The organism is Mesobacillus sp. QJM3NY_10 (genome assembly GCF_056173465.1).
Map to the genome: position 1 here is coordinate 2,730,127 of NZ_CM149675.1, position 24,075 is coordinate 2,754,201.

Here is a 24,075-nt window from a genome sequence, read left to right on the forward strand (position 1 = left end):
ATTGAAGTCATGCATCAATGGTTTTTTTCGTTTTGCTTTTCAGCGTCTTCCTGATGGTTTATAAAATCTTCAACCAGGCATTTACTGCTTATGATAATGCCTGACAAGAAAAATGCAATTGTCAACGTCAAGGGGAAATAAAAGTACGCTAACATCGTAGTGGCAATCGTCCACAACAGCCAGAAATATTTTTCACGATATTCAGCCATTTACCTCTTCCGCCTTCCAATAAATCTGGCTGATTGCGTCCGCTAACGCTTCTATTGTGTTTTTTAATTCTTTCATATTATTATCAACGCCGCCTACCTCGACGACCAGCGTGTTAGCATGCAAGTCTTGATTATATATTCCATCAACGCCGATTCCTTTTTTAGGCAAAACTCCCTTGCTGATCCCTGGATAATCTTTATTCAGGATCTTATGAAGTTCATTTGCAAACTTCAGGTTCTTCTGGAAGTTCTTATTTTCTTCGCCAATGACAAAAACCAATCTTGCATATGGCTTGTTATTGATTGTGGCTGTAGTCGAATCCTTTCTGACAGAATCCCTGTGCAGGTCAATAAAGTAATCTAATTTCTCGTTCCCAGCCATTGCGCTTTGAACCAACGAACGTGATATTTCATATGACTTGTGTGTCATCCAGCCTTTTTTATCTAACTCCTGGCCAATATTGGTCTTATCCACACTCGCTCCTATACCCCTTTTCTCCAACTCCTTTCCTAGTAATTCACCTACAATCGTAATGTTTGTTTTGCCATCAACAGCCTCATTTTCATTCTCTGCTCCCTCCAGGCCAAGCAATGGTAAGTACGACTCCCAGCTGTGAGTATGATAAATGAATACCGATTTTTCAGTTGGTGAAGAACCAGAGTATATTTTGCCGCTATTCAGCTCCTTCAGTTCATTCGCTGCCATATTTCTTTCCTGCAGTAAAACCTCCATAGGAGGGGCAGATTCAATCGGAATATCCGTAAAATCAACTCCTTCATCTGCGATGAGGAAGTTTGAATCAAATGCCATGAAACCTGGAATTTCACTCCTTATCAGACTTCTAATATCATTCATCTCAACATTTGTTAGCAATTTGAATCCAGTAGAAAGAATTGGCAAATCAGCATTCGATCCTGTCAGTGCATGTCCAATCAACGGGTTCTCATAACTGATGATCCTGAGGAATACGTCTGCACCAATTTCTCCGTTTACTTTGAATTTAAAAAAGCTAATGTTCGAAGAAGAAATGAATCCGGCTATCAGAAAAAAACTGAGTGTACAAATTAATATAATGAAACCTGACAGCATTTTCCTATAAATATTGACCAAAATCCCTGTCATTCCATCACCCTTTTGCTTGTGATACTAATTTTGAAAGTACTATCTCTGTTAATCCATAAATATGTATTAATGCAGAATTTAGACTAAAAAACGCCCGGACTGATGTCCAGACGTTCAATTAGAAATATTTCTTTTTCCAGAAAACAAATGCAGTTAACCCGGCCAATAACAAAGCCATACTGATCGCCAGGAAGAACGCAAACGGATTGTGCTGAAATGGAAGATCAACGTTCATACCATAGAAGCTTGCCACCATAGTCGGGAACGAAAGAATGATCGTAATGGATGTCAGGAATTTCATTACCATATTTAGGTTATTTGAAATTATAGAGGCGAAAGCGTCCATCATACCACTTAAAATTGAACTATAAGTCTCAGCCATTTCGATGGCCTGTGTATTTTCGATGATGACATCCTCCAGCAAATCCTTGTCTTCATCATACATTTTTAAATAATTGAAGCGCATGATCTTTGCGAGTACCACTTTATTGGATTTTAGTGATGTCGTGAAGTAAACCAGGCTTTTCTCCAAAGCAAGAAATGCATATAATTCCTTGTTTTTCATCGACTGATGCAGCTCGCGCTCAATCTCATTTGTCTTTTTATTGATTTGTTTCAGGTAGCGTAAATAATAAATGGAAATAACGTAAAGGATCTGCAGGGCAAATCTTGTTTTCTTATAAGTATAAAATTCCTTGACTCTATTTGACTTGAATTCATTCAATACAGGAGTCTCTTTTAACGAAACTGTGATGATACAATTCGCAGTCTGAATTATCCCGACTGGTATAGTTTCATAAATCGGAAAGCCAGAATCATCATGGGTGATGTATGGATAGTCAACGATGATATAGACAATACCATCTTCTTTTTCAATCCTTGGCCTCTCTTCATCATCAAGGGCATCCTTTATGAAATCCACTGCGATCCCTGTTTCAGTCGCAACCCTTATGATCTCATCTTCTGAAGGATGTACCATATTAATCCAGGATCCTTTTGAAATTTCTTCTACACGTGTTAAATGTCTTTCTTCACTGCTTTTATAGATTTCCAGCATTTGACCAACCTCCTCTTCAATTATTGAGGAAGCCAACTACCTTTTTTCAGAGTTGATAGTCTTGCAGCATTCAATTGTATCAAATCTAATAGATTATCGACTTCCCCGCACCTATCGGGATCAGGTTCTTTTGAATAACCCAAAGATACCAACTCCTTTCTGTTTTCAACTCTTACATCTTACTCCTGAAAGGGTGAAACTACAATTAGAACTTTAAATGAAAAATAATAATTTTTATATTACAGTTGACATTATACCTCATATGGTATATATTAATTAAAGTAAATTATACCCATAAGGGTATTAAACAGGAGGAATATTCGAATGAAAAACATGTTTACAAAATCTCTCATTGCTTTTGCGATGATTTTATCTTTAGTTGCTGCTGGACTTCCACAGCAAAAAGCTGAAGCTGCTACTACAACCGCTGATGTTTTAGTAACAGTAGGCCAAATGGGTGCTGATTCATATTCTCAGACATTGGATGGTGTTCTTTACACAGTTGACCAAATTGGCTTCATGGCTGACAGAATCCTTTGGACTCAAGAGCAAATTGGTTTCATGGCTGACAGGATTGTATATGTAACAGAGTTTTCACAGAATAACACGGTAAAAGTAATCTACATGGCTACTGCTTTATGGCCAACTGGAACGAAGGATGGCGGATACACTTATAAGGTATCGCTTATGCCAGTGGCAATGCTGCCAGCTGGCTGGTAAATAGTCATGAAAGGCGAATCTTGGGGTTCGCCTTTTTATTTTCAAATAATTCATCCCACCTCATAAAAACACATCTTTTGACATGTCTTGTTTATATATCCAAAAAATCCAACCTTTTCTTAATCCCTTTTATCTAACTTCCCCCTCCTCTTTTCTTTCATAGATAATCCAATTGTCACACCTCCCCTTTCTATCTGCTCCAAACCTCACATTCCTAATACAGCCCTTGGAAAATCTGCTATTTCTCAAAGAAGAAATCTTCTAAAAATATAACTATAATTAGCTTGAAGTCTAGTAATTGGAGGGAAAAATGAACATGAATAGTAACTTCAAAAAGAAATTGATTCCTTTTGCTGTCGTTTCATCTCTTGCTATCGGCGGTCTTTCAGGAGCTTTTACAGCTGACGCAAAGGAATCACCTAATCAGAATAATGCTAAAATCAAGAACGTCATTTTCATGATTGGTGATGGTATGGGAGTATCCTATACATCTGCTTACCGTTACCTGAAGGACGACCCAAATACTAAACTGGCAGAAGGAACCGAATTCGATAAGTTCCTCGTTGGCCAGCAGTCGACATATGCGGAAGACCCTGAAGAAAACATTACAGATTCCGCTTCATCAGCAACTGCAATGTCAGCAGGTGTTAAAACATATAACGCGGCAATTGGAGTTGACAACGATAAATCCGATGTGAAAACGGTTCTGGAATCTTCCAAAGAACAAGGCAAAGCAACCGGACTTGTTGCTACCTCTGAAATCACCCATGCTACTCCAGCTTCTTTCGGTGCACATGATGAGAGCCGCAGAAATATGAATGCAATTGCAGAGGACTACTATGATGATTTAATTAATGGTGAACATAAGGTCGATGTGCTTCTAGGTGGAGGTACCGATCTATTCGATCGCGAAGATCGGAACCTAATTGAAGAATTCCAAAAAGACGGCTACAGCTACGCTTCTACGAAAGAACAGCTGGAAAGCGATAATAATGAAAAAATCCTGGGATTGTTCGCACCGCGTGGTCTTCCTAAGATGATCGACCGTACAGACGACATTCCATCTCTTGAAGAAATGACTAAGTCTGCGATTGAAAGATTGAATAAAGATAAAGACGGTTTCTTCCTGATGGTCGAAGGCAGCCAGATCGACTGGGCAGGACACGATAATGATATCGTTGGTGCGATGAGTGAAATGGAAGACTACGAAAAAGCGTTCAAGGCAGCGATTGATTTTGCGAAAAAGGATAAGCATACTCTTGTAATAGCGACTGCAGACCACTCTACGGGCGGCTATTCAATTGGAGCTGACGGCATTTACAACTGGTTCCCTGAACCAATTAAAGCAGCTAAACGCACGCCAGACTTCATGGCAGCTGAAATTTTCAATGGTGCAGATGTCGAAGAAACACTTTCCAACTACATTGATCTAGAATTGACTTCTGAAGAAATAAATTCAGTCAAGGCTGTTGCTGAAGGAGATGTAACTGACATCGATAATGCTATTGAAGAAATCTTCAATCAGCGCACACATACAGGCTGGACAACCAGCGGTCACACCGGTGAGGATGTAAACGTCTATGCATTTGGCCCAACTCGAGAAGGTTTAGCTGGGAAAATTGAAAACACAGACCTTGCGAAACATGTCTTCAGCATTCTGCAAAACGGGAATAAAGAAATTGTAATTGAAGATAAATAAAAAAATACTACCACTTCTCCCGCTGTCTCTAAGGTAGCGGGAAGTCTGTTTATCAAATGCTGGAAGGTGCGATATGAGAAAGATAATTTTATTGATCGCAATAATTACTTCACTCCTAGGGTGCAGTCACGAAGTAAGTTCCAATTCTTCAGCTGAAAAAGAAAAAGAAAAATTGATACATAAAAAACAAAATGAAGACACTCCCCCTCCACGTAAAACAATGATTGAATATGTCCCTAACCCTCAAGTCACAGATGATCGAAAGTTGCTGAGTGTCGGTCAAGATTTCAGGGATGAGAAAGGTTATGCCAAGTTAAAAAATTTCAGTAACTTGGATGAAAGAATTACTGCAGATTCCATTGAAATGGTCATAAAGGAAGCCAAAATAATCGAATATCATCCTGACTACAGCCTGGTTGACTTTTTTCACAGCTATACTCATGAAGAACAATTTACTTTTGTTAAAATATTTGTTGAACTGGAAAACAAGTCAGATGAAATATTAAATTTTGCTCCTGTAGCCCAAATTGAATTTGACACTGGAGAAAAGAGAAGTTGGGAAGACGATATCTACTTAGAAGAACTGAACGGAAAGTTTCTCCCTGGTGAAAAGAAAGCTGGGAATATCGGAGTGATCGTTGAGAACCCCGATATAAAATCAATCAAGATTACAACTAGCAAAGTTTTCAACCAAAGTGAAACGGAAATCTTTGAAGAGCAAACAATTAATATCCATTTTTAATAATGGCTCTTTTCTCAAACTTTGTTGCTATTGAAACAAAATTGGATTGAATTACCTATACTCCTTCGTAAAGTTGACGCTTCTTATGAGAAAAGAGCATGCAAACTTAATACCGACCTGCAAAACGGGGATATATTACGTTAAAATCGGTTTTAGGATTTTAACAACAATCTTTACGAAAACAGTCTTAAATAATACAAAAAGGCGTGGAATTTTAATCCACGTCTTTTTATGTATGTATAGGGCTTTTCACCCCGTTCTTATCTGCGCATTTCACCAGAACTCTGAGAATTTTCTTACTTACTTTTTTTAACTTACTATGACACAATTCGGGGTATTTATACTGGGGAAACTGATCTTAACAGTCCCCTTTTGGATCTTGATCAAGCATGGCTTTCCAGCTTGATTGTAAAAAGGAAAGTTCAATCACGCTTTTCCCATCAATGATAAATCGGTGGTATGTTAATAGCTGATTGTTTCCTCAAGGTGATATGCAGAGATTTCCCTTCTGTAATGGAAGCAAAGAATACCTCACTCAAATTATTTACCGACTCCTCTGCTAATCTCTCCATCAGCCACTTCTCGTCCAGGTTAAGCTGAAAAAGAACTTTTTTGTACAATTTGCCGTCTAAAATTAATGGCATGGCCAAATCATCACCAACTCTGGTCAAGTTCATATCTTCCAGAGTGACCGTCGATTTTTCAGCTTTTTTCATGACCGTTAAATTCCCACTAGCTTCCAGGATTCCAATCCTTACATCCTGTACATTAAAAATATCTTTTTCACGTAACATTAACAAAATATTATCTATTGAGTACTGTGTTTTACGTAAGTTTTCCACAATTAATTGTCCTTCATGAATGACCGTGATTGGTTCAAAAGTGAGTATACGGCCTATTTTTCTGTTTTTAATTTTCAGGTAGGCTACCAGTTTTTGAAGCAACGCTATTAAGATTATGGCAACCCCTGTATGTATATGAGGAATCTTTGGGTCGGCAATGTCAGCCCCAACGACCGCACCAAAAGCCAATAAGATTAGAAAATCAAAGATAGGCAGCTCTCCTATTGAGCGCCTCCCCATAAATAAAGTCGCAAACAACATCAGCGGCAGAATAGTGACCACCCTGCCTAAGAGAATTAACATTTCTTCTAAGAGTTTCATTTGGCCCCTCCATTTGTAAGAATCCTTTAGTTAGTTTTGATGTATTTATTTCATTTATACAAAGAGCATCAAAATTATAGACAACCCTCTCCCTTTCATAGTACTCATTTTTACTTCTTAGTCGACTGCACTGCCATAGAACCGGAGAGCTCAAAATTGTCATTTGGCCCATCTGTGCCTGTTAAACGCCTCCAACTTTCCTGATGGACAGCAAATCATATATAATGGAAGGTAAATTAGTGAACACCTAATTCTGGCAGCTTGAATATACACTGAAAAGCTTCAATTAAAAGGAGAAATTATATGCAATTACTGCAACGATTTTGGGAGGCTGTTGTTCGATTTTGGAAACGGCGCCACCTGACTCAGATATTTTTATTAATCTTATTGGTTTTCATATTGCTGTCGATTCTCTGGTTCGCCTTTATCGCTAGCAGGGCGAATGTCCAAACCCTGAAGGATGGATTGAGCCAGGCAACCACGATTTATGACCGCAATGGTGATGAAGCAAGCAAGCTTGCTTCAAACCGCACTGGTGGAGTATCGATAAATGATATGCCAGAGCATGTCCCTAATGCGGTCATTGCTATTGAGGATGAACGTTTCTATGAACATAACGGATTCGATATTAAAGGCATCACACGTGCTTTTTTCGGCAACCTTTTAGCTGGAGGCATTACCGGTGGTGGCAGTACCCTCACCCAGCAGCTGACAAAAAACGCCCTGTTATCTTCAGAGCGGACATACAAACGTAAAGTAGAAGAATTATTTTTAGCAGTTGAGCTTGAAAAGGTATATGAAAAGGACGAAATCATAGAAATGTACCTGAACCAGGTGTATTTCGGCAGTGGCGCTTTTGGGATCAACAACGCCAGTAAAAAGTATTTCGCAAAGGATATTCAGGATGTGACAATCAGTGAAGCTGCAATGCTTGCCGGTCTGCTTAAAGCACCTTCTGCCCTGGATCCTTATAATAATTACGATGCTGCCATCAAACGCAGAAATGTTGTTTTATCTAAAATGAACGAGCTAGGGATGATATCGGATTCTGAATATAAACAAGCAAAATCCGAAAAGATTGTCCTGGAAGACGGAGGCGGCTCTCTTGCCGATCGAAAATATCCTTCTTATGTCGATGCTGTTTTAGATGAAGCGACAAGTAAATACGGGCTTACCCAGGATGAAATCATGACAAGAGGCTATCGCATCTATACTGAACTTAATCAGGACATACAATCCGGCCTGGAAAAAGTATACCAACAGGATCATCTATTCCCTGATCGAGCCAGTGATGTTTTAGTACAGAGTGGATCCGTTCTGCTTAATCCCGAGAATGGTGGTGTCCTTGCATTGGTTGGCGGACGAGGCGAGAAAGTGTTCAGAGGGTTCAATCGTGCTACCCACCTAAGAGCTCAGCCTGGTTCAACAATGAAGCCTCTGGCCGTTTACACACCGGCATTAGAAGAAGGCTATAAGTATGATTCCATGCTTGTTGACAAGAAGATGTCTTTTAAAAATTACAGTCCCAAAAACTTCTCTGATACTTATAAAGGAGAAGTGCCAATGTATGAGGCAGTGGAAAATTCAATTAATATACCTGCTGTTTGGCTTTTGAATGAAATAGGCTTAAATAAGGGAATTGATGCTGTAAGAAGGTTTGGAATCAAAGTAGAGAAAGAAGACCAGAACCTGGCCCTCGCCCTCGGAGGAATGCATAATGGTGTTTCCCCCTTAAAGATGGCCGAAGCTTATTCTGTCTTCCCAAATGGCGGGAAGCGTCATGATGCCCATGTAATCACGAAAATTGTCGGTCCCACAGGCAAGGTGATTGCAGAGCATGAGGGCTCAACAACACGCGTAACTTCCAAATCAGTGGCCAATGAAATGACGTCTATGTTATTGAATGTTGTAGAAACAGGGACTGGTAAAGGAACAAATATTGAGGGTGTTGAGATTGCAGGAAAAACAGGGTCTACTCAGCTTCCTTATGCAGATATCAATGGAACAAAGGACCAATGGTTTGTAGGATATACACCGAACATCGTCGGGGCAGTATGGCTTGGTTATGATAAAACTGACCGCAAGCATTATTTATCCAGCAGCAGTTCAAAGGATGTAGTGCCGCTGTTCAGGGCGATCATGGAAGAAACAGTGCCCCACATCGAGCAGGAGGAATTCAGGGTCCAGTCAATCAACGAAAGGCAGTCTGGTGCCATCGTTGATTATGAAGAAACAGAAAAAGCAATCAGGGAAAAAGCAGACGAACTGGAGCAAGAATTAAAAGAGCGTGCTGGCCAGGTTGAAGAAAAACTAAAAGAAGAAGCGCCAAAGTGGAAAAAAGTATTTGAACAAATGCAGGAAGACGCCGGTAAGGTTGGCGACAAAGTGATAGATAAACTTAGAGAGTGGCAAGGAGAATAAAAGAAATGTGAGCAGCTTAATAATTGGCTGCTCACTTTTTATTTATAAAGAAAAAGGCCATTTTCACGGAGGCATGATTGCGAATTATAGGCTGATGTCGTAGAGATGTTCGATCTCGGTTTGACTTCGGACAAATCCGCAGGGTCACAACACCACTTTGTCCGAACACTCAAAAGCACATCGCCATTTTGTCCGAACATGGCATGACTTCGGACAAATTCACAGAAGCACATCTTCACTTTGTCCGAACACGACATGACTTCGGACAAATTCACAGAAGCACATCGTCATTTTGTCCGAACACGGCATGACTTCGGACAAATTCACAGAAGCACATCGCCATTTTGTCCGAACCTGGCATGACTTCGGACAAATTCACAGAAGCACATCGCCATTTTGTCCGAACACGGCATGACTTCGGACAAATTCACAAAAGCACATCGCCATTTTGTCCGAACACGACATGACTTCGGACAAATTCACAGAAGCACATCGCCATTTTGTCCGAACACGGCATGACTTCGGACAAATTCACAGAAGCACATCGTCATTTTGGCCGAACCTGGCATGACTTCGGACAAATTCACAGAAGCACATCGCCATTTTGGCCGAACCTGGCATGACTTCGGACAAATCCGCAGGGTCACAACACCATTTTGTCCGAACCTGGCATGACTTCGGACAAATTCACAGAAGCACATCGCCACTTTGTTCGAACCTGGAACGACTTCGGACAAAATCTCAGAATCACAACGCCACTTTGTCCGAACACGACATGACTTCGGACAAATTCACAGAAGCACAATTCCATTTTGTCCGAAGACGGCATGACTTGTTGTAATGCCCTTAGTAATCAAATACCAAAAGATATTGCCTATTAACAAATTGCATATTTAGAATGTTTTAGAATAAATACATGTATCCCTTAGCTCACCGTCAACTGAAACTGAATCATTCTTTAGTATGCCATCGAGAGCAAAGCCTAATTTTTCGGGGATTGCCCTGCTTTTAGTATTCAATGAATCACATCGGATTTCGATCCTGCGCGCTTTAAGCTCCCGCACGGCAAAATCAGTGATTCCCTGGACAGCCTCTGTCATATAACCTCGCCCGCTATAGCGAGTATCAATCCAATAACCGATCTCGAATTTAGGCACATCCCAGTTTATTCTATGTAAACCTGATGAGGCGACGAATTCCCCTGTGTCTTTTTTAAATACAAGCAGCCGTAGATCTGACCGATTTAAAAAATTCAAATATCCTTGTCTGATTACAATTTCCGTTTCTTCAACCGATTGTTCTTTTTGAGCAAATGGCATCCAAGGCTGGAGTTCTTTTAAAGATGCATTGATTGATTCACAAGTTACAGCACCGTCACCAGGCAGCGGCATCCTGATCAAAAGTCGGTCCGTTTCAAATTCAGTTGGAAAATCCAATAAAATAGGATTCACCATCCCTCTCACCTTCCAATCTTCAAATTAAATAGAGCGGCCCGAGGACCGCTCTTTAATTTATTCTGCTTAAATACTGATATCCCTTTTTTGGAAAAAGAAAAATGTAAGCATCATGAATATTGCGTAATACACTGCAAGTATTGATAAAGATACCGGCAATGTTATATCCTCAAGAATTCTATCCTGAAGAGCATAGACAGTCAAATCCAAATGCGGGAAAATCAATAATTTCGCCCAAGTATACTTGTCAGCAAGCATTAGGATAATCCCACCTAGTGTCGACGAAAAGAAAAGGACAAAGATACCTATTCCAACTGCAAGAGCCTGGCTTTTAAACAATGTTGACAGCATAAAAGCAATGGTCATGATGATGAGAAGGCTAGGAATGAAGTAAACCATTTTTAACAAGAATTGTGTACCGACAATTGCCACTTTTCTTCCTTCCAGCGTGATTTCAAACATCTTCATATTGAAATCACCACTTCCAAATAGGAGCAATCCAATTATATAGCCAGATACGATTAATGTCAGGACCAATAATAAAGCATAAATAATGACAGCTATGTACTTTGACAGCAGGATTCGCCATCTTTGATGCGGACGGATTAATAGCTGCTTGATCGTTCCATCAGAGAATTCTGCAGCAACATTGGCACTTCCGACAACTACTACGAACAAAGTGACTAGTGAACTGACACCTACAACAACATCATTCATAAAATGCCAGTTTGTTTTCGCATTCGGATTAATGTCCTGATCCAGAAATTGCTGGGTCTGCTCTATTTGGTTTTGAATCATTTTCTTTTCGTCACCGGAAGCAGATGCCATCTGGTTTTCAAGCATGGTAATTTCATTCTGTGTATCCTGTTTCCAATTAGGGTTAGGATCTGCACTGAATTTAGAATAAATAATTCCTGCGATTAAAACTGCCAGTACAATAACGATCATGTATATCCAGCTTGCCATTTTTCCAAAAATTTTCATCAATTCATTTTGAATTAAAGGAATCATACCATTTGCTCCTTTTTATCTTTATTTGTGATTTCCAAGAAGCGGTCTTCCAGCGTGGCTTTCACATTTAAAATTTCAAAAACATCTATATCATTTTCAACAAATAGCTTATTGATCATTGGAATTTGTTCTTTTCGCACTGATAAGGTCAGACGCGTGCCTTTACTCAAAGTCACTTTCACACCGGACATGTGTTCTGCCAAAAGCTTCGATGCAAGGGCAGGATTTGATAGTTCCACTTCTATTGTATTTACCTTTTTCTCCTCAGACGTTTCGTTATCATGCATTGAGGATATATGTATCAATTTTCCCTTCTCGATAATGGCGAACCGGTCGCACATTAGCTGCATTTCTGATAATAAGTGAGACGAAACTAACACCGATGTTCCCTGGCTTGCGAGCAAACGTAAATAATCACGGAATTCACGAATTCCCTGAGGATCAAGTCCGTTTGTTGGTTCATCAAGTATGAGAATAGAAGGCTTATGTAAAATGGCTTGTGCAACCCCCAGACGCTGGCGCATCCCTAAGGAATACGTACGAACTTTATCATTGATTGCATTTTCAAGACCTACCAGCTCAGTCACTTCGTTAATCCGCTCTTCAGAGATATCGCTTAATGCCATTCGAGCATAATGCCTTAAATTTTTATATCCACTGAGGTATTTATAAAATTCTGGGTTTTCGACAATAGCACCCAGTTCATTCATTGCTTCTGTAAATGAATCATCCAGATCGTGGCCATTGATTAGCACAGTTCCTCCTGTACGATTAATCAGACTGACGATCATCCGGATGATTGTTGTCTTCCCTGCACCATTAGGACCCAGGAGTCCAAATATTTCACCCCGTTCCACTTGAAAACTCACATCATCAACAATTGTTTTTTTACCAATCGTCTTCGTTAACGCCTTTACCTCAAGGGCAAATTGCGACATAGAATCTCCTCATTTCATTAAAAGTTAATATACCTAAACGCCTCACAAAGATTAATACGATAAAAATTGTAAAAAGTTACAAAAAAAGAAAAAAAGATTTAATTGTTTCACTCAATTTTCCCGATGTATATTGCTATTTGATAATACAAACGCTATTAGTGATGTTCTTACGAATATCAGACGTTTCAAAAATCCAATCCTGAGGTGATAGTATGAGTTACAAAGATCATTTGGATCCGCACTCAGAACTTTTCCACCACGCTTGGACAAGGCGGAAGCGATTAAATTCTCAAGTGAATGGCCAGACACAGGTCACGAAGAATACCATTCTTGCGAGAGGGAACGCGAAAGCCCACCGCTGGTAAAGGATATTTGTAAACGTAAAAAAGGAAAAGGCTCTGGCCTTTTCCTTTTCAAATTAAAGAAAAATAAAATAAATCAAAGCTGCCAATACGATTCGATAAATCGCAAAAGGCACCAATTTAATTTTGTTGATTAACCTCAAAAAGAATTTAATGAATATCAAAGCAAAGACAAACGCACTGAGGAAACCGACGGTGAAAAATGGCAGGACATCCAGTGAAAAATACTGCCAATTTTTGAATAGCGAAATGCTGCTGGCGCCAAGCATGATTGGAACCGCCATGATGAACGTGAAATCGGCAGCTGCTCGGTGGCTCATTCCAAGTAGAACACCTCCGGCAATTGTGGAGCCGGATCTGGAAAATCCGGGCCATAATCCGAGACACTGGAACAAACCTACTCCCAATGCTTGTTTATAGCTGATTTGATCAACATCTTCAGTCTTAAGTTGTTTTGGTTGTAAGCGGTCTGCGAGAATTAATAGAAATGCACCGACTACTAATCCGATTATGACTGTTTCTACCGAAAATAGATATTCGTCAATATAGTCCTCAAATAACACACCTGTCAACCCGGCGGGAATCAAACCAACAATCACCTTAGGCAGACTTAGCCTCCCTTTGGAATCTCCGATTGAAACACCTTTTTTCAGAGCTAATAGGTTAATGAATCTTTCCTTAAACACAATGACCACTGCTAATATAGATCCTAATTGTATGACTACTTTGAAGGTATTGGCAACAGGTTCTGTAAATAATTGTTTAGAGTGCAATAACAAATCATCCACAATAATCATATGACCAGTTGACGAAACAGGAGCAAATTCAGTTAATCCTTCTACTAACCCTAGTATAAATGCCACAAATAATTCCCAAATGTTCATGAAGTGGTCTTGCTCCTTTTAAAGTTAAATTTAGATATTGGGTACTTGCCATGTTCCGAAAACCTTACTAAACAAAAAGAAGAAAAATTAAAACACTCATTCATTTTTATCTCTATTTCGATATTTAGTCAATAAAAAAAAGCAGCCTCAAGAGCTGCTTTGAATCTGGTCCTTAAAAACAAAGGATTTTTGTCCTATATAGTTCGTGATCGTGTATATGATTGATCCAAGTAGTATTGCAATATTATCCGAATCTATATAGAAATGCCAAACTGCAATGGAGTTCATTGTCCCGGTTATCACTCGGCTGACCGAGAAGGAAAGGAAATAACATGCCAAAACCACTAAAATAAATTTTGGTCCCCCAACCTGAATGGGAACCCTGCTATTAAATGTAAGAGTTCGATTCAATAGATAGCTAACAGCAGCCCCTATAGCATTGCCGGTGAACGTCGCATACCAAAATGGCCAGTCCAGTCCATTTTTCAGTAACAACATAAGTCCCATTCCAACAAAGGTATTCAGTAAGCCGACAAGCAGAAATTTCAAAAAAGGAGGAAAGTTTGCAAAACCTACGACAATTCTTTGAGCCAGCTGGTTAGTTATTCTCAGATAGCTTCCGAGTTTCAACGATTGACTCATAGTCTGCCCCTTCCATGTTCATCAGTTTCCTTGACACCGGCAGGTTAAAGAGGTCGACATCGATAATATACTTGGGCCTCCGCTTAGTTTCTTTATAGATTTTGCCAATATACTCACCGACTAAACCCAGGGCAATTAGCTGCAGTCCCCCTATAAGCCATATCGATGTGATTAACGAAGTCCATCCAAGTTCTGTGTTACCGAACAGCTTCAATGTAAGAAAGTATAGACCGAAAACAAGGCTTACAAAAAATGAGATACACCCTACAAGCATAACGAATCTTATCGGTGTAACGGAAAATGAAGTGATTCCATCAAAGGCAAACGCCAGCATTTTTCTTAATGGATACTTTGTTTCCCCCGCAAGCCTTTCCTTTCTTTCATAGGAAACAGAGGTTGAATTAAAACCGATTAGTGGGACAATCCCACGGAGGAACATGTTGCTTTCAGCAAAATGCACCAATTCTTCAACCGCCCTCTTGCCCATCAAACGAAAATCGGCATGGTTGAAGACTAGTTTGACTCCAAGCTTGTCCATTAGCTTGTAAAAACCTTCTGCAGTATAACGTTTGAATAATGTGTCACTCTCCCTGCTGCTTCGCACCCCATAAACAACTTCATAACCCTCATTGAACTTCATGACCATGTCGTTAATGGCATGAATATCATCCTGCAGATCAGCATCAATGGTGACCATGCAATCAGAAGCCTCTTTTGCTGAAAAAAGTCCGGCAAGCAGTGCATTTTGATGCCCTGCATTTCTCGATAGCTTTAGTCCTTTTACCATTTCGCTATTCAAACTGGCCTTATAAATCAAGTGCCAAGTCCTATCCTTGCTGCCATCATCGACGAATAAAATTTTGCTTTTTTCTGATACCATTTTATCGGTGACCAGTTCTCTAAGCTTTGTTGTTAACTGATTAATAGTCTCTTCCAAAACTGCTTCCTCATTAAAACAAGGAACAATAATTGTTAAGATCGGCATATTCATTGATTAGCCTCCTTGGTGTTATAAAGCTTCATAGAGGTAAATTTTCCAGGCGCTTTCCTTTGAGGTAAAGACTTTATCGAGCTTCAGGTTATTTTCTAATGCGTTATCAATCGGAACAGCAGAAAAGATAAATTGCCCCCCCATTTGTTTAAATGGCTCTAGGTTTAAATCAATATTTTCGATTCTTCTTTTGGATGTTTTTTTAAATAAATAATGCTTTCCCAATTCATCAGTAAAAAGATAACAGCGTCCGCCCCACTCATCAAAATAAATTCGGATCCGCTTATTTTTCACTAGTTCCTTTTCGATAATTTTCCTGAATTGATATTTATAACTCAAAGGATAAAAATTATTGTAGGTATCCAGTGTGTAAAAACCATTAAATTGTGCTACCGCTGGATGTAAGCCTATACTGGCAATACGATAGCTATTTTGAGGTTTTCCTATGTGATTTTTAATCGCGTTAAATTGTTCCTCTGCATAAAACTCCCTAACACTTGGCTTTTTGCGATGAACAATCTCTTCATTTGTAAATAACAGAAATAAAATTTGCGCAGCTACCAACCAGGGGACTGCTTTTCTTAATATTTTTTCATCCCATAGAATTTTCAGACCGATCGCAAACAACAGGTACAGGATTAATGGACGCAAAAAGTGATACCTGGCAAAATTAAATGTATCAAGAAAATGGAATTTCTCCGTTAAAGGTAGCCAGCCTTTATAAAACCAAAAGGCATACCAGGCAGATAAAATGAAATTCAGCACAAATAAGAAAACAAAGATGCGCTCTTTCCCCCATTTCCTATGCTTCCAAATAAGAAACAGCGCTGCAAATATGACCGGCAAAATAACAAGTGTATGTACAGTCATTACATGGGTATGTCCAAGCAAGAAATTTTTAAAGGTAAGTCTGACAGAATGCCAGAAAGACAGTCGGGCATGAAAATATTCATCCCTGCTATTCGGTTCACCATCAAATAGAAAGGAGTATACCAGTCTGTAATCAGTGATTAAGTAAACAGCGGTCATATAAGCTATTGCTATGAAGAATCTCCAGTTCCATCCTTTACCGCGAATAACATCACTAAGCCAGAGTAAACCCATTGCACTGAGGAAAAAGAAAAAACCCAGAACAATGCTTGAGTAAAATGGCAAGAGCGTTAGAGCAACATAATGCAACCATTTACCTCTTCCATTTCTTATATGCAATAAAGCCCAAAGTGCCAGAGGCATACCCAATGTGCTAAGCATCCCTGAAGGCCAAAAAGGGGTTAGGGCAAATGCAAGTGCAGTCCCAATCCGAATCAGGCTTTTATCTTTCCCCTTAATAAAGTGGTCCTTCAAAACCAGGTACATTCCAATGAAGGCAAAAAACCTGGTGATTGCCTGACTTATTCCATAAGCAATCATCGTCGGGAACCATACATATAACCACACAATCAGGCTGTACTCAGTTCCAAGTGCATTTCTTGGCAGTCCATTAATGATTTGAGGAATCCTGGATTGTAATGATCCGGCAATCTGGCCACTCTCAGCAAGTACCTTATACCATGCCAAATTCGAATCAAGATTGTCATGTACCCGGATATGGGCATCGTCTCCTAAAATGAAATAGGGGGATAGGAAGAGTGATATCACAATCAGAGAAAACACGATGAATATTCGCTCTTTATCCTGAAAGTAAGACAAATCACATTACACCTCAAATTTCATATTTGCTTTAATTAAGGTTTACACATTTTTAGAAAGTATTCCCTTAACTGCCAAACAATCAGCAAGTGATCTATATACCTTCAAACAAGTTGGTAGTTAAAGATCAATAAATAAAAAATAACAAAGAATATGGAAAGAATAAGCGCAAGCAAAGGATTCCTATAGTGGAGCCTGAGCATGGGATACATCGTGCTGTAGAAAAATACTTCCCAGCCCATAGACCAGCCGTGTGCGAATTTGATGGCTCCTATTTTGAGTGCAATTGCCTCTATAATGACCGACAAAGATATCCACTTTAAGTAATACCAGAACCTACTAGTTCTCTCTTCTGGAAAACTGCCTAGGAACAATACAATCATGCTTGGGTAAAAAATAAACGTATATAGGGTTTCCGTGACGAATAGACTGATGAAGTTCTTGTCAAATTCCCACAAGTGTTTATTTCCGATGTAGGAAATATACTCATAGAAACAGCTAAACAAGGCCCAGTAATAAAAAGTAGGTAAAAACTCTTTCCACTTTTGCCACTTCCCTCTTCCGACCGCCAATGCGACCCCACCTGCGATCACTACAGCATGGAACAAGTTCTTCCCTCCCTTTGTTACACCTTGTCTAAAATCCTTTGTTAATCCTGTATATTCAATCAAATCTATTTTCTGCCAATCAACTTGTTTTATGTATCATCATGCCAGAAGAGTTGAGGTCCAAAGTTTTCCCTATTAGAAAAGCGCAAGCGCCTTGATCAGCCCCGACAAGCGTTGCCCGACTATAACGCCACATCCTGTGGCAGTCGGGTCTGCACGTCCTGTGCCTCAGAGGGCCGACCGGTGATGTCGCTCTTTGACTTCATCCGGACCGAAACGTCTCGAGGGGCTAGGCGCTGGAGCTAGACACCAATCTAAGTAGATAAATTTATACTTTCTCCAGTAAAAAAGCTGTACTGGATTTTAAACCAGTACAGCCTACTAACCTTCTTCTGTTAAATTGTTTTCTGCCTCAAGGATGAATAGATCTTTCTTTGACTGCAGGAATATGATTGAAGTCAGGGCAACAGCCAGCAGCAGCCCCAGTGCCGAGAATGCGATAGTGACTGTTTGTAGTTTCACTAATTCCGCTAAATAACCTAAAAGTAATGTTAAGACGATCTGGACCATTGCCTGAAAGAAGGCAAACGCACTGCTGAACCTGCCCATCAAGTCAACAGGTACATTGTTTTGGAAAAATGTTGTGTAACCGGTAAACGAGAATGGAGAAAAGAACCCAATAATTATAAAGCCAATTACAGCTAAAGGTACCGTGGCTGGAGAAGCAAGATAAAACATTAAGTATCCTGTTACAGACAAAAACGACCCCACTCCCAAGAGCATTTTTATGGAAAGACGATTCGCCAGAGCTGACACTGCAAATGAGCCAACCACATACCCCGCTCCTGTAAGACTTACCAACAGTCCGTAATTCTTTTCGGATAAGCCGACAACCTGCTGAATGAAGGTTACCTCCTGAGAATCAAGTGCAAATGAGATTAAAGTAATGAATTGAAAAATCAGGAAAACCACCATAAAACCTGCTGCTGTTTTACCAAAATTGATTACTGCCTTCCAATCCGCTGCGATCATTTTCATCGTAATTCGATCTCTGTGTTGTTCATTAGTTAACCTTTCATCAACATCTGGCAGGAAGAAAATTGCTATAGCACATAGAAAGAAAGTTACTGCATTAATATAGATACTTGTACTTATGCTTCCATACATGATCAGCAGTCCAGACACACTCGGTCCAACCAGCATAGCCCCGGATGTTGCAAAGGAAAAAAATGAATTGAAGCGTTTTCTCTTTTCAGGAGGAACAAGCTTCGTTATGTAAGTTTCTGAAGTTGGGCCAAAAAATGCCCCAGCTATATTTGTTAAGAACATAATTATATAAATCGGAACCAGCGAAGTAAATAACGGAATGATCGCTATTAAGATACCACGAAGAATATCAATGAAAATCATTAAACTTCTCTTATTGACCCGATCAATGACGCTGCCAGCCCAAGTATTAGTTAGGAGGATCGCCAGTGGCCTGATGATGAATAATCCTGCAATCGCAGCAGCAGAACCTGTTAATTTTAATACTAATAAATTTATAGCCACAAAATAAATCCAATTACCAATATTTGAAATCCCAATTCCCAGAACCAATAGCATGGGATTCTTCCAGCCCTTCAAACAGACCCCTCCTGAGTGCGCAAAATAAATGTCAGAATATTACTTAAGTATTTCTCTTTCCATCCTATCTTTACCTTCCAAAAGTTTCAAGTAGCTATTCAGTTTGGACTTGTATTTTTTCCCATTTACGATTAATGTCACAATTTGTCCATATAAATTTTCCCAACATCAAATACAAAAAACCTGCTCTATACCCGTATTAGCAACATTTCTAAACATCAAGCCTATTAATTTCATTTATTTACCACTGCGAGTCATACAATTTACCCATTCATAACGTTGGTATATTACTTATAATGGTATTTAGAATTAATAAGGAGCTGAAACTATGAATTCAAATCCGAAGTTTGTTTCTAAGATCCTTCCGCTTTTTGCGGCGTTTATGGTTATAATTACGTTAGCAGCGACATTTGTCGTTCAAAATACTACTGATGATAAAGTATCGGTTCCATTTTCTTCGCTTGTCAAGTCTATTGAGGGCCTAAATGGTGGCGAAGCAACACTTATTGAAAAAATGGATGGAACTCTTATACTCGAGACAAAAGATTCAACATTTGTTTCCCAAGTTCCTCCTGGCAGCCAGATGGTTGAGAAATTAGTAGAGAAATATAATATAAACTATGAATATATGAACAATAGCAAGTATGGCGCTTGGATCCTTGGTGGAGTCTTATTGCTGTTGATGGGTACTGCGTTCGTGATCCAAAAGAAAACAGGAGGTATAGGCACCGGCAATAGAATGAAAAACAGTTTATCAAAGCCTAACCCCCTTCCTTCCATTACCTTAGCAGATGTAGGTGGATTGCAAGAAGAAATGAAAGAAGAAATCATCCAGACTCTTTCAATCTTGAAAAATCCAGATAAATCATCCAAGATGGGCATTAAATCTCCAAAGGGGATTCTGTTATACGGACCTCCAGGCACAGGTAAAACATTACTTGCCCAAGCTATTGCCCGTGAATTGAATGCTAATTTCTTCTCAGCCAGCGGATCTGCATTTAATGAAATGTTCATCGGTGTAGGTGCATCGCGTGTCCGAAGCTTATTTCAAAGTGCCCGCAAGCAAGGCCCTGCTGTAATTTTCATCGATGAAGTCGATGCTCTTGCAGGCAAGCGTAAACCCCATGGCGGTGAAGAAGGTGAAAAGACATTAACAGAGCTTCTTGTCCAGCTTGACGGAGGACATTCTAACGATGGCATCCTATTCATTGCTGCAACAAACAGAAAAGACATGCTTGATGATGCATTCCTGCGCCCTGGACGTATCGATTTCTCATTTAACGTCCCTCTTCCTGATACAAAAGGGAGAAGAGAAATCATCGATATCCATATTAAAGGAAAAAACCTTGCTGACAATGTAGTCGCATCATTGGATGACCTGGCAGAAAGTACTTCTGGATTCTCAGGCGCAGAGCTGCATTCATTGTTTGAAACTGCAAGTAGACGGGCGTTAAGGAATGGACAGGATTTCATTTCGAAGAGTGATATAGATTATGCTCTTGACCGAACAATACTAGGCAGCACGTCCCGCGCCCTTCAGGATGCTGATACAAAGCGCAGGGTAGCAATCCATGAGGCAGGACATGCTCTCGTATCAGCTGTCACTAAACCTGGTTCAGTCCGTAAAGCAACGATTATTCCTCGGGGACAGGCACTCGGTTATGTGGCTCCAATTCCTAAAGAGCTTCAATTGTCCACACACAGCGATTTGATCGACCGGATTGCCATGATTCTTGCTGGCGGTGTCGCTGAAAGAATGATTCTAGGTGAGCACAGTATCGGGGTAAGCGGTGATGTCCAACAGGCTAAACAGATCATTGAGCAAATGGTAGACACCGGATTGCTTCAGGAAGGTTTCTCACTTACATTTAGCAAAGGCTTAAAAGAAACAAAAATGCAGGAGCTTTTCGATGACGCTTTAGAAAAATCCGAAATGATCATAAATGCCCACCAGAATCAATTTGAACGACTAGTAGATGAATTGCTAAAGAAAGAAACACTTGATGGTTCCGAAGTTGATGAGATCGTACAGGATAAAACTGGATTTCGTGAAGATCAATATATAATGGCTTAAGAACAAAAAGATCCAGCGCCTCGAGGGGCTAGGCGCTGGACCTGGATTAAGAATACTGCATGTAGTAATCCACAACTAAATAATTTTTAATTTACTAAACAACAAGAGTAAAAGGCTTTCCTCAGTGGGAAGCCTTTTTTATTGGCTCTTTTCTCAAACTTTGTTGCATTGAATACAAATTAGGATTGAATGAACTACGTTTCTTCTTCGCAAAGTTGACTTTTAATAAGAGAAAAGAGCATGCAAACTTAATATCGACCTTACAAAATGGGTTTAAATTCCGTTAAAATCGGCTTTAGGATTTTAACAACAATCTTTACGAAGACAGCCATTTTATTTTCGCGCAAGAGCCTGGGCTAGATTTGTACGAACTTCTGTTTCTTTAAAAGAAAGCCCGAGCTGAACGGCTGTCTGGGCTATTTCAGGCCTGATACCAGAAAGAGTTGTCTTCACGCCTATTAGTTTCAATGCATTTAAAAGCTGGAATAACTGGTGGGCTACCATTGTGTCTATCATCGCCACACCGGATAGATCGACAAACAAATGGTGTATACCTCTTTGACTGCAATGCTTCAGTGTGTTTTCAAGAATCATTTTCGCCCTGTATGTATCAATATCTCCAATAAGAGGCAGCAAGCCTTGATGGTTGCTTAACGAGATGACAGGTGCACTTAACTCGTTGATTGTGTCCTGCTGGGCTTTTAAAACGGTTTGCGAGTATTTATATGTAGCTTCAACAAATCGTAAAATGACTTCATCCATTTCTTTAAGGATGACGTCATACCAATCATCCACTTCTTTTCTCGTTATCTCTGGATGTAACTCCGTAAATTTTCGGACATAGTCAAAATACTGATTCCTGACGTTTTTAAATTCCCTGATCACATAATGGATAGGCGTATTAATATGTTCAATATCACTGGCAATTTCGATAATCCACGGTTCAAAGTCCTGAAAAAATTCTTTTTCCTCTTTTCTAAATAATTCAATAAAATGCAGATGAAAATCATGATTTTGCTCTTTTAAGGCTTTTATGACATCAGGTTCTTTTGGCGCATAAACACCTGCTGTCTTAGTCTTATCAATATTTTGATACCATTCTTCCGTTAAATTGCGGGTGTTTTCTTTCAGATATATATATAAGTTTTGATTTCTGTGCACTAAGCTTCCCCCCATCTGTATGCACCACTATGACTATACTATGAGTGCAGTTAGTCTTTTTTTTGGATTATATCAAATATCTCCCCTTTTAAGAAATATTAACATGGTGGTACAATGACTCCATGTATTATTAGATGTATCTATCTGCCCTTTAATCTAGACTATGTTTTTCCTTTAACTCAGGGGGAGCCATTTTTATTATTTGTTGGAAAATGATAAGCAGCACGCCTACATCATCTACGATCCCAATCAGGGTTAAGAAGTCTGGGATGATATCGAACGGCAGCAGAAAATATCCGATGATCAAACCAACTGAAATTACTTTTTGCTTTACTGGGACCATTTTAGAAGTAAAGAACTCTATTAAAAAAGGGAAAAACTTTTTCACTTTAAATATAAGCCTAATTCTTTTGAAAAACTTTTTCATAATAAAACCTCCTTCATACTAGTAATACCCTCATTCACTTTTATGGAATCTTTAAACATCTAAGCAGACAAAGAACTGCAACGCTATATCTTTATACGTAGGAGGTAGAGAATTGTTTCAATCAGAAATAAATAAACAGCCAATATAAATTGGCTGCTTCCGAGCTTAATAAATTGATTTACTTTTCTTGCTGATCGCAATAGTAATGTATTGCTTCTTTAAAGAACGCTGCTAGTCCTTGTTGGTATTTGTCTATATTTTTTGTGAATCGTGGGTCATCGACATATAAATCCCCAAGACCGCGAAATATATCCAGGGTGCAATCATAATAATGATCAGTGATAAACTGGCGCCAATCCGCTACTGCCCGCTGCACTCCCGGGTCTTCTGGACCGTAGTCCATTCCGGCCATGATCCGCTTATAAATTTCATCTGTCTTATTCTGGATTTCCCCCCAGTCTTCAGAAGAATATCCAGCGGTCCTCTTCTCTACTTTTTCGACAGTCTCCTTACCGTATCTTTCCTTCGCTTCCTCACTATATTTCTTCTGATGTTCTTCGATTTCCTTCATATCAAAACCTTTGAACATATCCTTATTCTCCATTTGATAACCTCCTTCTATTGAATCAATTGTCATTTCCACTGTCCGGATGATCTCTTCAAGCCGCTTTTTTTTCGCTAAAAGCAATTCTTTATGCTTTTTGAGATTTTCTTTGCGGTTGAACTCTGGCCGATCAATAATATCCTTGATTTCATGAAGAGAAAAATCCATTTCCTTGAAAACTAAAATTTGCTGAAGGCGCTCAAGATTTTCATCTGAATAAAGTCTGTACCCAGCAGAGGACACCTCCTCCGGTTTAAGTAAACCTATACGATCATAATGATGCAAAGTACGCACACTTACTCCAGTCGTCTCCGCAACTTCTTTTACTTTGTACATATCTCGATCACCCCCACATTTAGATCGTAAACTATGACGCAGCGTCAGAGTCAATATATTTTTGTAATTCCATTTTCTGTAAATTCATCTGTAATAGAGAAAACTTTTAAGGAGACATGAAAATGTACACTTTT

The 24,075-nt window shown here is 39.4% G+C and carries 22 protein-coding genes; 6 read left to right on the forward strand and 16 right to left on the reverse strand.

What is annotated here, in order from left to right; translation table 11 throughout:
* Positions 1 to 14 precede the first annotated feature (14 nt).
* The 3 genes from AC0VX7_RS13705 to AC0VX7_RS13715 form a co-directional block, all read right to left on the reverse strand.
* Positions 15 to 209: a hypothetical protein gene (locus AC0VX7_RS13705; RefSeq protein WP_475424683.1), complete on the reverse strand. Its 195-nt coding sequence runs from the start codon at positions 207 to 209 to the stop codon at positions 15 to 17.
* Positions 202 to 1,332, reverse strand: coding sequence for a stage II sporulation protein P (gene spoIIP, locus AC0VX7_RS13710; protein ID WP_475424684.1), 1,131 nt, complete (start codon positions 1,330 to 1,332; stop codon positions 202 to 204). The genes AC0VX7_RS13705 and spoIIP overlap by 8 nt, the downstream gene beginning before the upstream one ends.
* 118 nt (positions 1,333 to 1,450) lie before the next feature.
* Positions 1,451 to 2,389, reverse strand: a complete 939-nt coding sequence (locus AC0VX7_RS13715; protein ID WP_475424685.1) for a magnesium transporter CorA family protein — start codon at positions 2,387 to 2,389, stop codon at positions 1,451 to 1,453.
* A 324-nt stretch (positions 2,390 to 2,713) separates the two neighbouring features.
* On the opposite strand from AC0VX7_RS13715, the gene AC0VX7_RS13720 reads away from it, so the two are divergent.
* From AC0VX7_RS13720 to AC0VX7_RS13730, 3 genes are all read left to right on the forward strand, one after another.
* Positions 2,714 to 3,109, forward strand: coding sequence for a hypothetical protein (locus AC0VX7_RS13720; RefSeq protein WP_475424686.1), 396 nt, complete (start codon positions 2,714 to 2,716; stop codon positions 3,107 to 3,109).
* Positions 3,110 to 3,419: 310 nt separating this feature from the next.
* Positions 3,420 to 4,808, forward strand: a complete 1,389-nt coding sequence (locus AC0VX7_RS13725) for an alkaline phosphatase (protein ID WP_475424687.1) — start codon at positions 3,420 to 3,422, stop codon at positions 4,806 to 4,808.
* 73 nt (positions 4,809 to 4,881) lie between these two features.
* Complete coding sequence (locus AC0VX7_RS13730; RefSeq protein WP_475424688.1) at positions 4,882 to 5,550, forward strand: hypothetical protein; 669 nt, start codon at positions 4,882 to 4,884, stop codon at positions 5,548 to 5,550.
* A 440-nt stretch (positions 5,551 to 5,990) separates the two neighbouring features.
* Here the strand turns inward: AC0VX7_RS13730 and AC0VX7_RS13735 are convergent, their stop codons facing one another.
* The gene (locus tag AC0VX7_RS13735) at positions 5,991 to 6,713 is read right to left on the reverse strand and encodes a DUF421 domain-containing protein (RefSeq protein WP_475424689.1); all 723 of its coding nucleotides are present in this window, start codon (positions 6,711 to 6,713) and stop codon (positions 5,991 to 5,993) included.
* 303 nt (positions 6,714 to 7,016) lie between these two features.
* Between AC0VX7_RS13735 and AC0VX7_RS13740 the strand changes: the two genes are divergently transcribed.
* Positions 7,017 to 9,134 (forward strand): PBP1A family penicillin-binding protein, encoded by a 2,118-nt coding sequence (locus tag AC0VX7_RS13740; protein WP_475424690.1) that lies wholly within the window; start codon positions 7,017 to 7,019, stop codon positions 9,132 to 9,134.
* An 893-nt stretch (positions 9,135 to 10,027) separates the two neighbouring features.
* Here the strand turns inward: AC0VX7_RS13740 and AC0VX7_RS13745 are convergent.
* From AC0VX7_RS13745 to AC0VX7_RS13755, 3 genes are all read right to left on the reverse strand, one after another.
* Positions 10,028 to 10,585 (reverse strand): GNAT family N-acetyltransferase, encoded by a 558-nt coding sequence (locus tag AC0VX7_RS13745; RefSeq protein ID WP_475428152.1) that lies wholly within the window; start codon positions 10,583 to 10,585, stop codon positions 10,028 to 10,030.
* Between the two features lie 69 nt (positions 10,586 to 10,654).
* A complete protein-coding gene (locus AC0VX7_RS13750) occupies positions 10,655 to 11,599 on the reverse strand; it encodes an ABC transporter permease (protein ID WP_041965747.1) in 945 nt (314 codons plus the stop codon).
* Positions 11,596 to 12,537 carry an ABC transporter ATP-binding protein gene (locus tag AC0VX7_RS13755; protein WP_475424691.1) on the reverse strand — a complete coding sequence of 314 codons (942 nt, stop codon included), beginning with the start codon at positions 12,535 to 12,537 and terminating at the stop codon, positions 11,596 to 11,598. Before AC0VX7_RS13755 ends, AC0VX7_RS13750 begins: the two co-directional genes overlap by 4 nt.
* Before the next feature lie 212 nt (positions 12,538 to 12,749).
* Here AC0VX7_RS13755 and AC0VX7_RS13760 point away from each other — a divergent pair, with 212 nt between their 5' ends.
* Positions 12,750 to 12,902: a YpzG family protein gene (locus AC0VX7_RS13760; RefSeq protein WP_215036292.1), complete on the forward strand. Its 153-nt coding sequence runs from the start codon at positions 12,750 to 12,752 to the stop codon at positions 12,900 to 12,902.
* A gap of 53 nt (positions 12,903 to 12,955) precedes the next feature.
* Here AC0VX7_RS13760 and AC0VX7_RS13765 read toward each other — a convergent pair whose 3' ends face one another.
* The 6 genes from AC0VX7_RS13765 to AC0VX7_RS13790 all read right to left on the reverse strand — a co-directional run bounded on the left by AC0VX7_RS13765 (position 12,956) and on the right by AC0VX7_RS13790 (position 19,339).
* Positions 12,956 to 13,783: an undecaprenyl-diphosphate phosphatase gene (locus AC0VX7_RS13765; protein WP_475424692.1), complete on the reverse strand. Its 828-nt coding sequence runs from the start codon at positions 13,781 to 13,783 to the stop codon at positions 12,956 to 12,958.
* A 147-nt stretch (positions 13,784 to 13,930) separates the two neighbouring features.
* Positions 13,931 to 14,425, reverse strand: a complete 495-nt coding sequence (locus AC0VX7_RS13770; RefSeq protein WP_475424693.1) for a GtrA family protein — start codon at positions 14,423 to 14,425, stop codon at positions 13,931 to 13,933.
* A complete protein-coding gene (locus tag AC0VX7_RS13775; RefSeq protein ID WP_475424694.1) occupies positions 14,382 to 15,416 on the reverse strand; it encodes a glycosyltransferase family 2 protein in 1,035 nt (344 codons plus the stop codon). Before AC0VX7_RS13775 ends, AC0VX7_RS13770 begins: the two co-directional genes overlap by 44 nt.
* An 18-nt stretch (positions 15,417 to 15,434) precedes the next feature.
* Complete coding sequence (locus tag AC0VX7_RS13780) at positions 15,435 to 17,105, reverse strand: DUF6044 family protein (protein WP_475424695.1); 1,671 nt, start codon at positions 17,103 to 17,105, stop codon at positions 15,435 to 15,437.
* A 104-nt stretch (positions 17,106 to 17,209) separates the two neighbouring features.
* Positions 17,210 to 17,713, reverse strand: coding sequence for a CBO0543 family protein (locus AC0VX7_RS13785; protein ID WP_475424696.1), 504 nt, complete (start codon positions 17,711 to 17,713; stop codon positions 17,210 to 17,212).
* Positions 17,714 to 18,094: 381 nt separating this feature from the next.
* Positions 18,095 to 19,339 (reverse strand): MFS transporter, encoded by a 1,245-nt coding sequence (locus tag AC0VX7_RS13790; protein WP_475424697.1) that lies wholly within the window; start codon positions 19,337 to 19,339, stop codon positions 18,095 to 18,097.
* Between the two features lie 328 nt (positions 19,340 to 19,667).
* Between AC0VX7_RS13790 and AC0VX7_RS13795 the strand changes: the two genes are divergently transcribed.
* Positions 19,668 to 21,413, forward strand: coding sequence for an AAA family ATPase (locus tag AC0VX7_RS13795; protein ID WP_475424698.1), 1,746 nt, complete (start codon positions 19,668 to 19,670; stop codon positions 21,411 to 21,413).
* Between the two features lie 333 nt (positions 21,414 to 21,746).
* Here AC0VX7_RS13795 and AC0VX7_RS13800 read toward each other — a convergent pair whose 3' ends face one another.
* The 3 genes from AC0VX7_RS13800 to AC0VX7_RS13810 all read right to left on the reverse strand — a co-directional run bounded on the left by AC0VX7_RS13800 (position 21,747) and on the right by AC0VX7_RS13810 (position 23,941).
* The gene (locus AC0VX7_RS13800) at positions 21,747 to 22,574 is read right to left on the reverse strand and encodes an STAS domain-containing protein (protein ID WP_475424699.1); all 828 of its coding nucleotides are present in this window, start codon (positions 22,572 to 22,574) and stop codon (positions 21,747 to 21,749) included.
* 151 nt (positions 22,575 to 22,725) lie between these two features.
* Positions 22,726 to 23,001 (reverse strand): YkvA family protein, encoded by a 276-nt coding sequence (locus AC0VX7_RS13805; RefSeq protein ID WP_475424700.1) that lies wholly within the window; start codon positions 22,999 to 23,001, stop codon positions 22,726 to 22,728.
* Positions 23,002 to 23,179: 178 nt separating this feature from the next.
* On the reverse strand, positions 23,180 to 23,941 hold the full coding sequence (locus AC0VX7_RS13810) for a MerR family transcriptional regulator (protein ID WP_475424701.1): 762 nt from the start codon (positions 23,939 to 23,941) through the stop codon (positions 23,180 to 23,182).
* Positions 23,942 to 24,075: the final 134 nt, after the last annotated feature.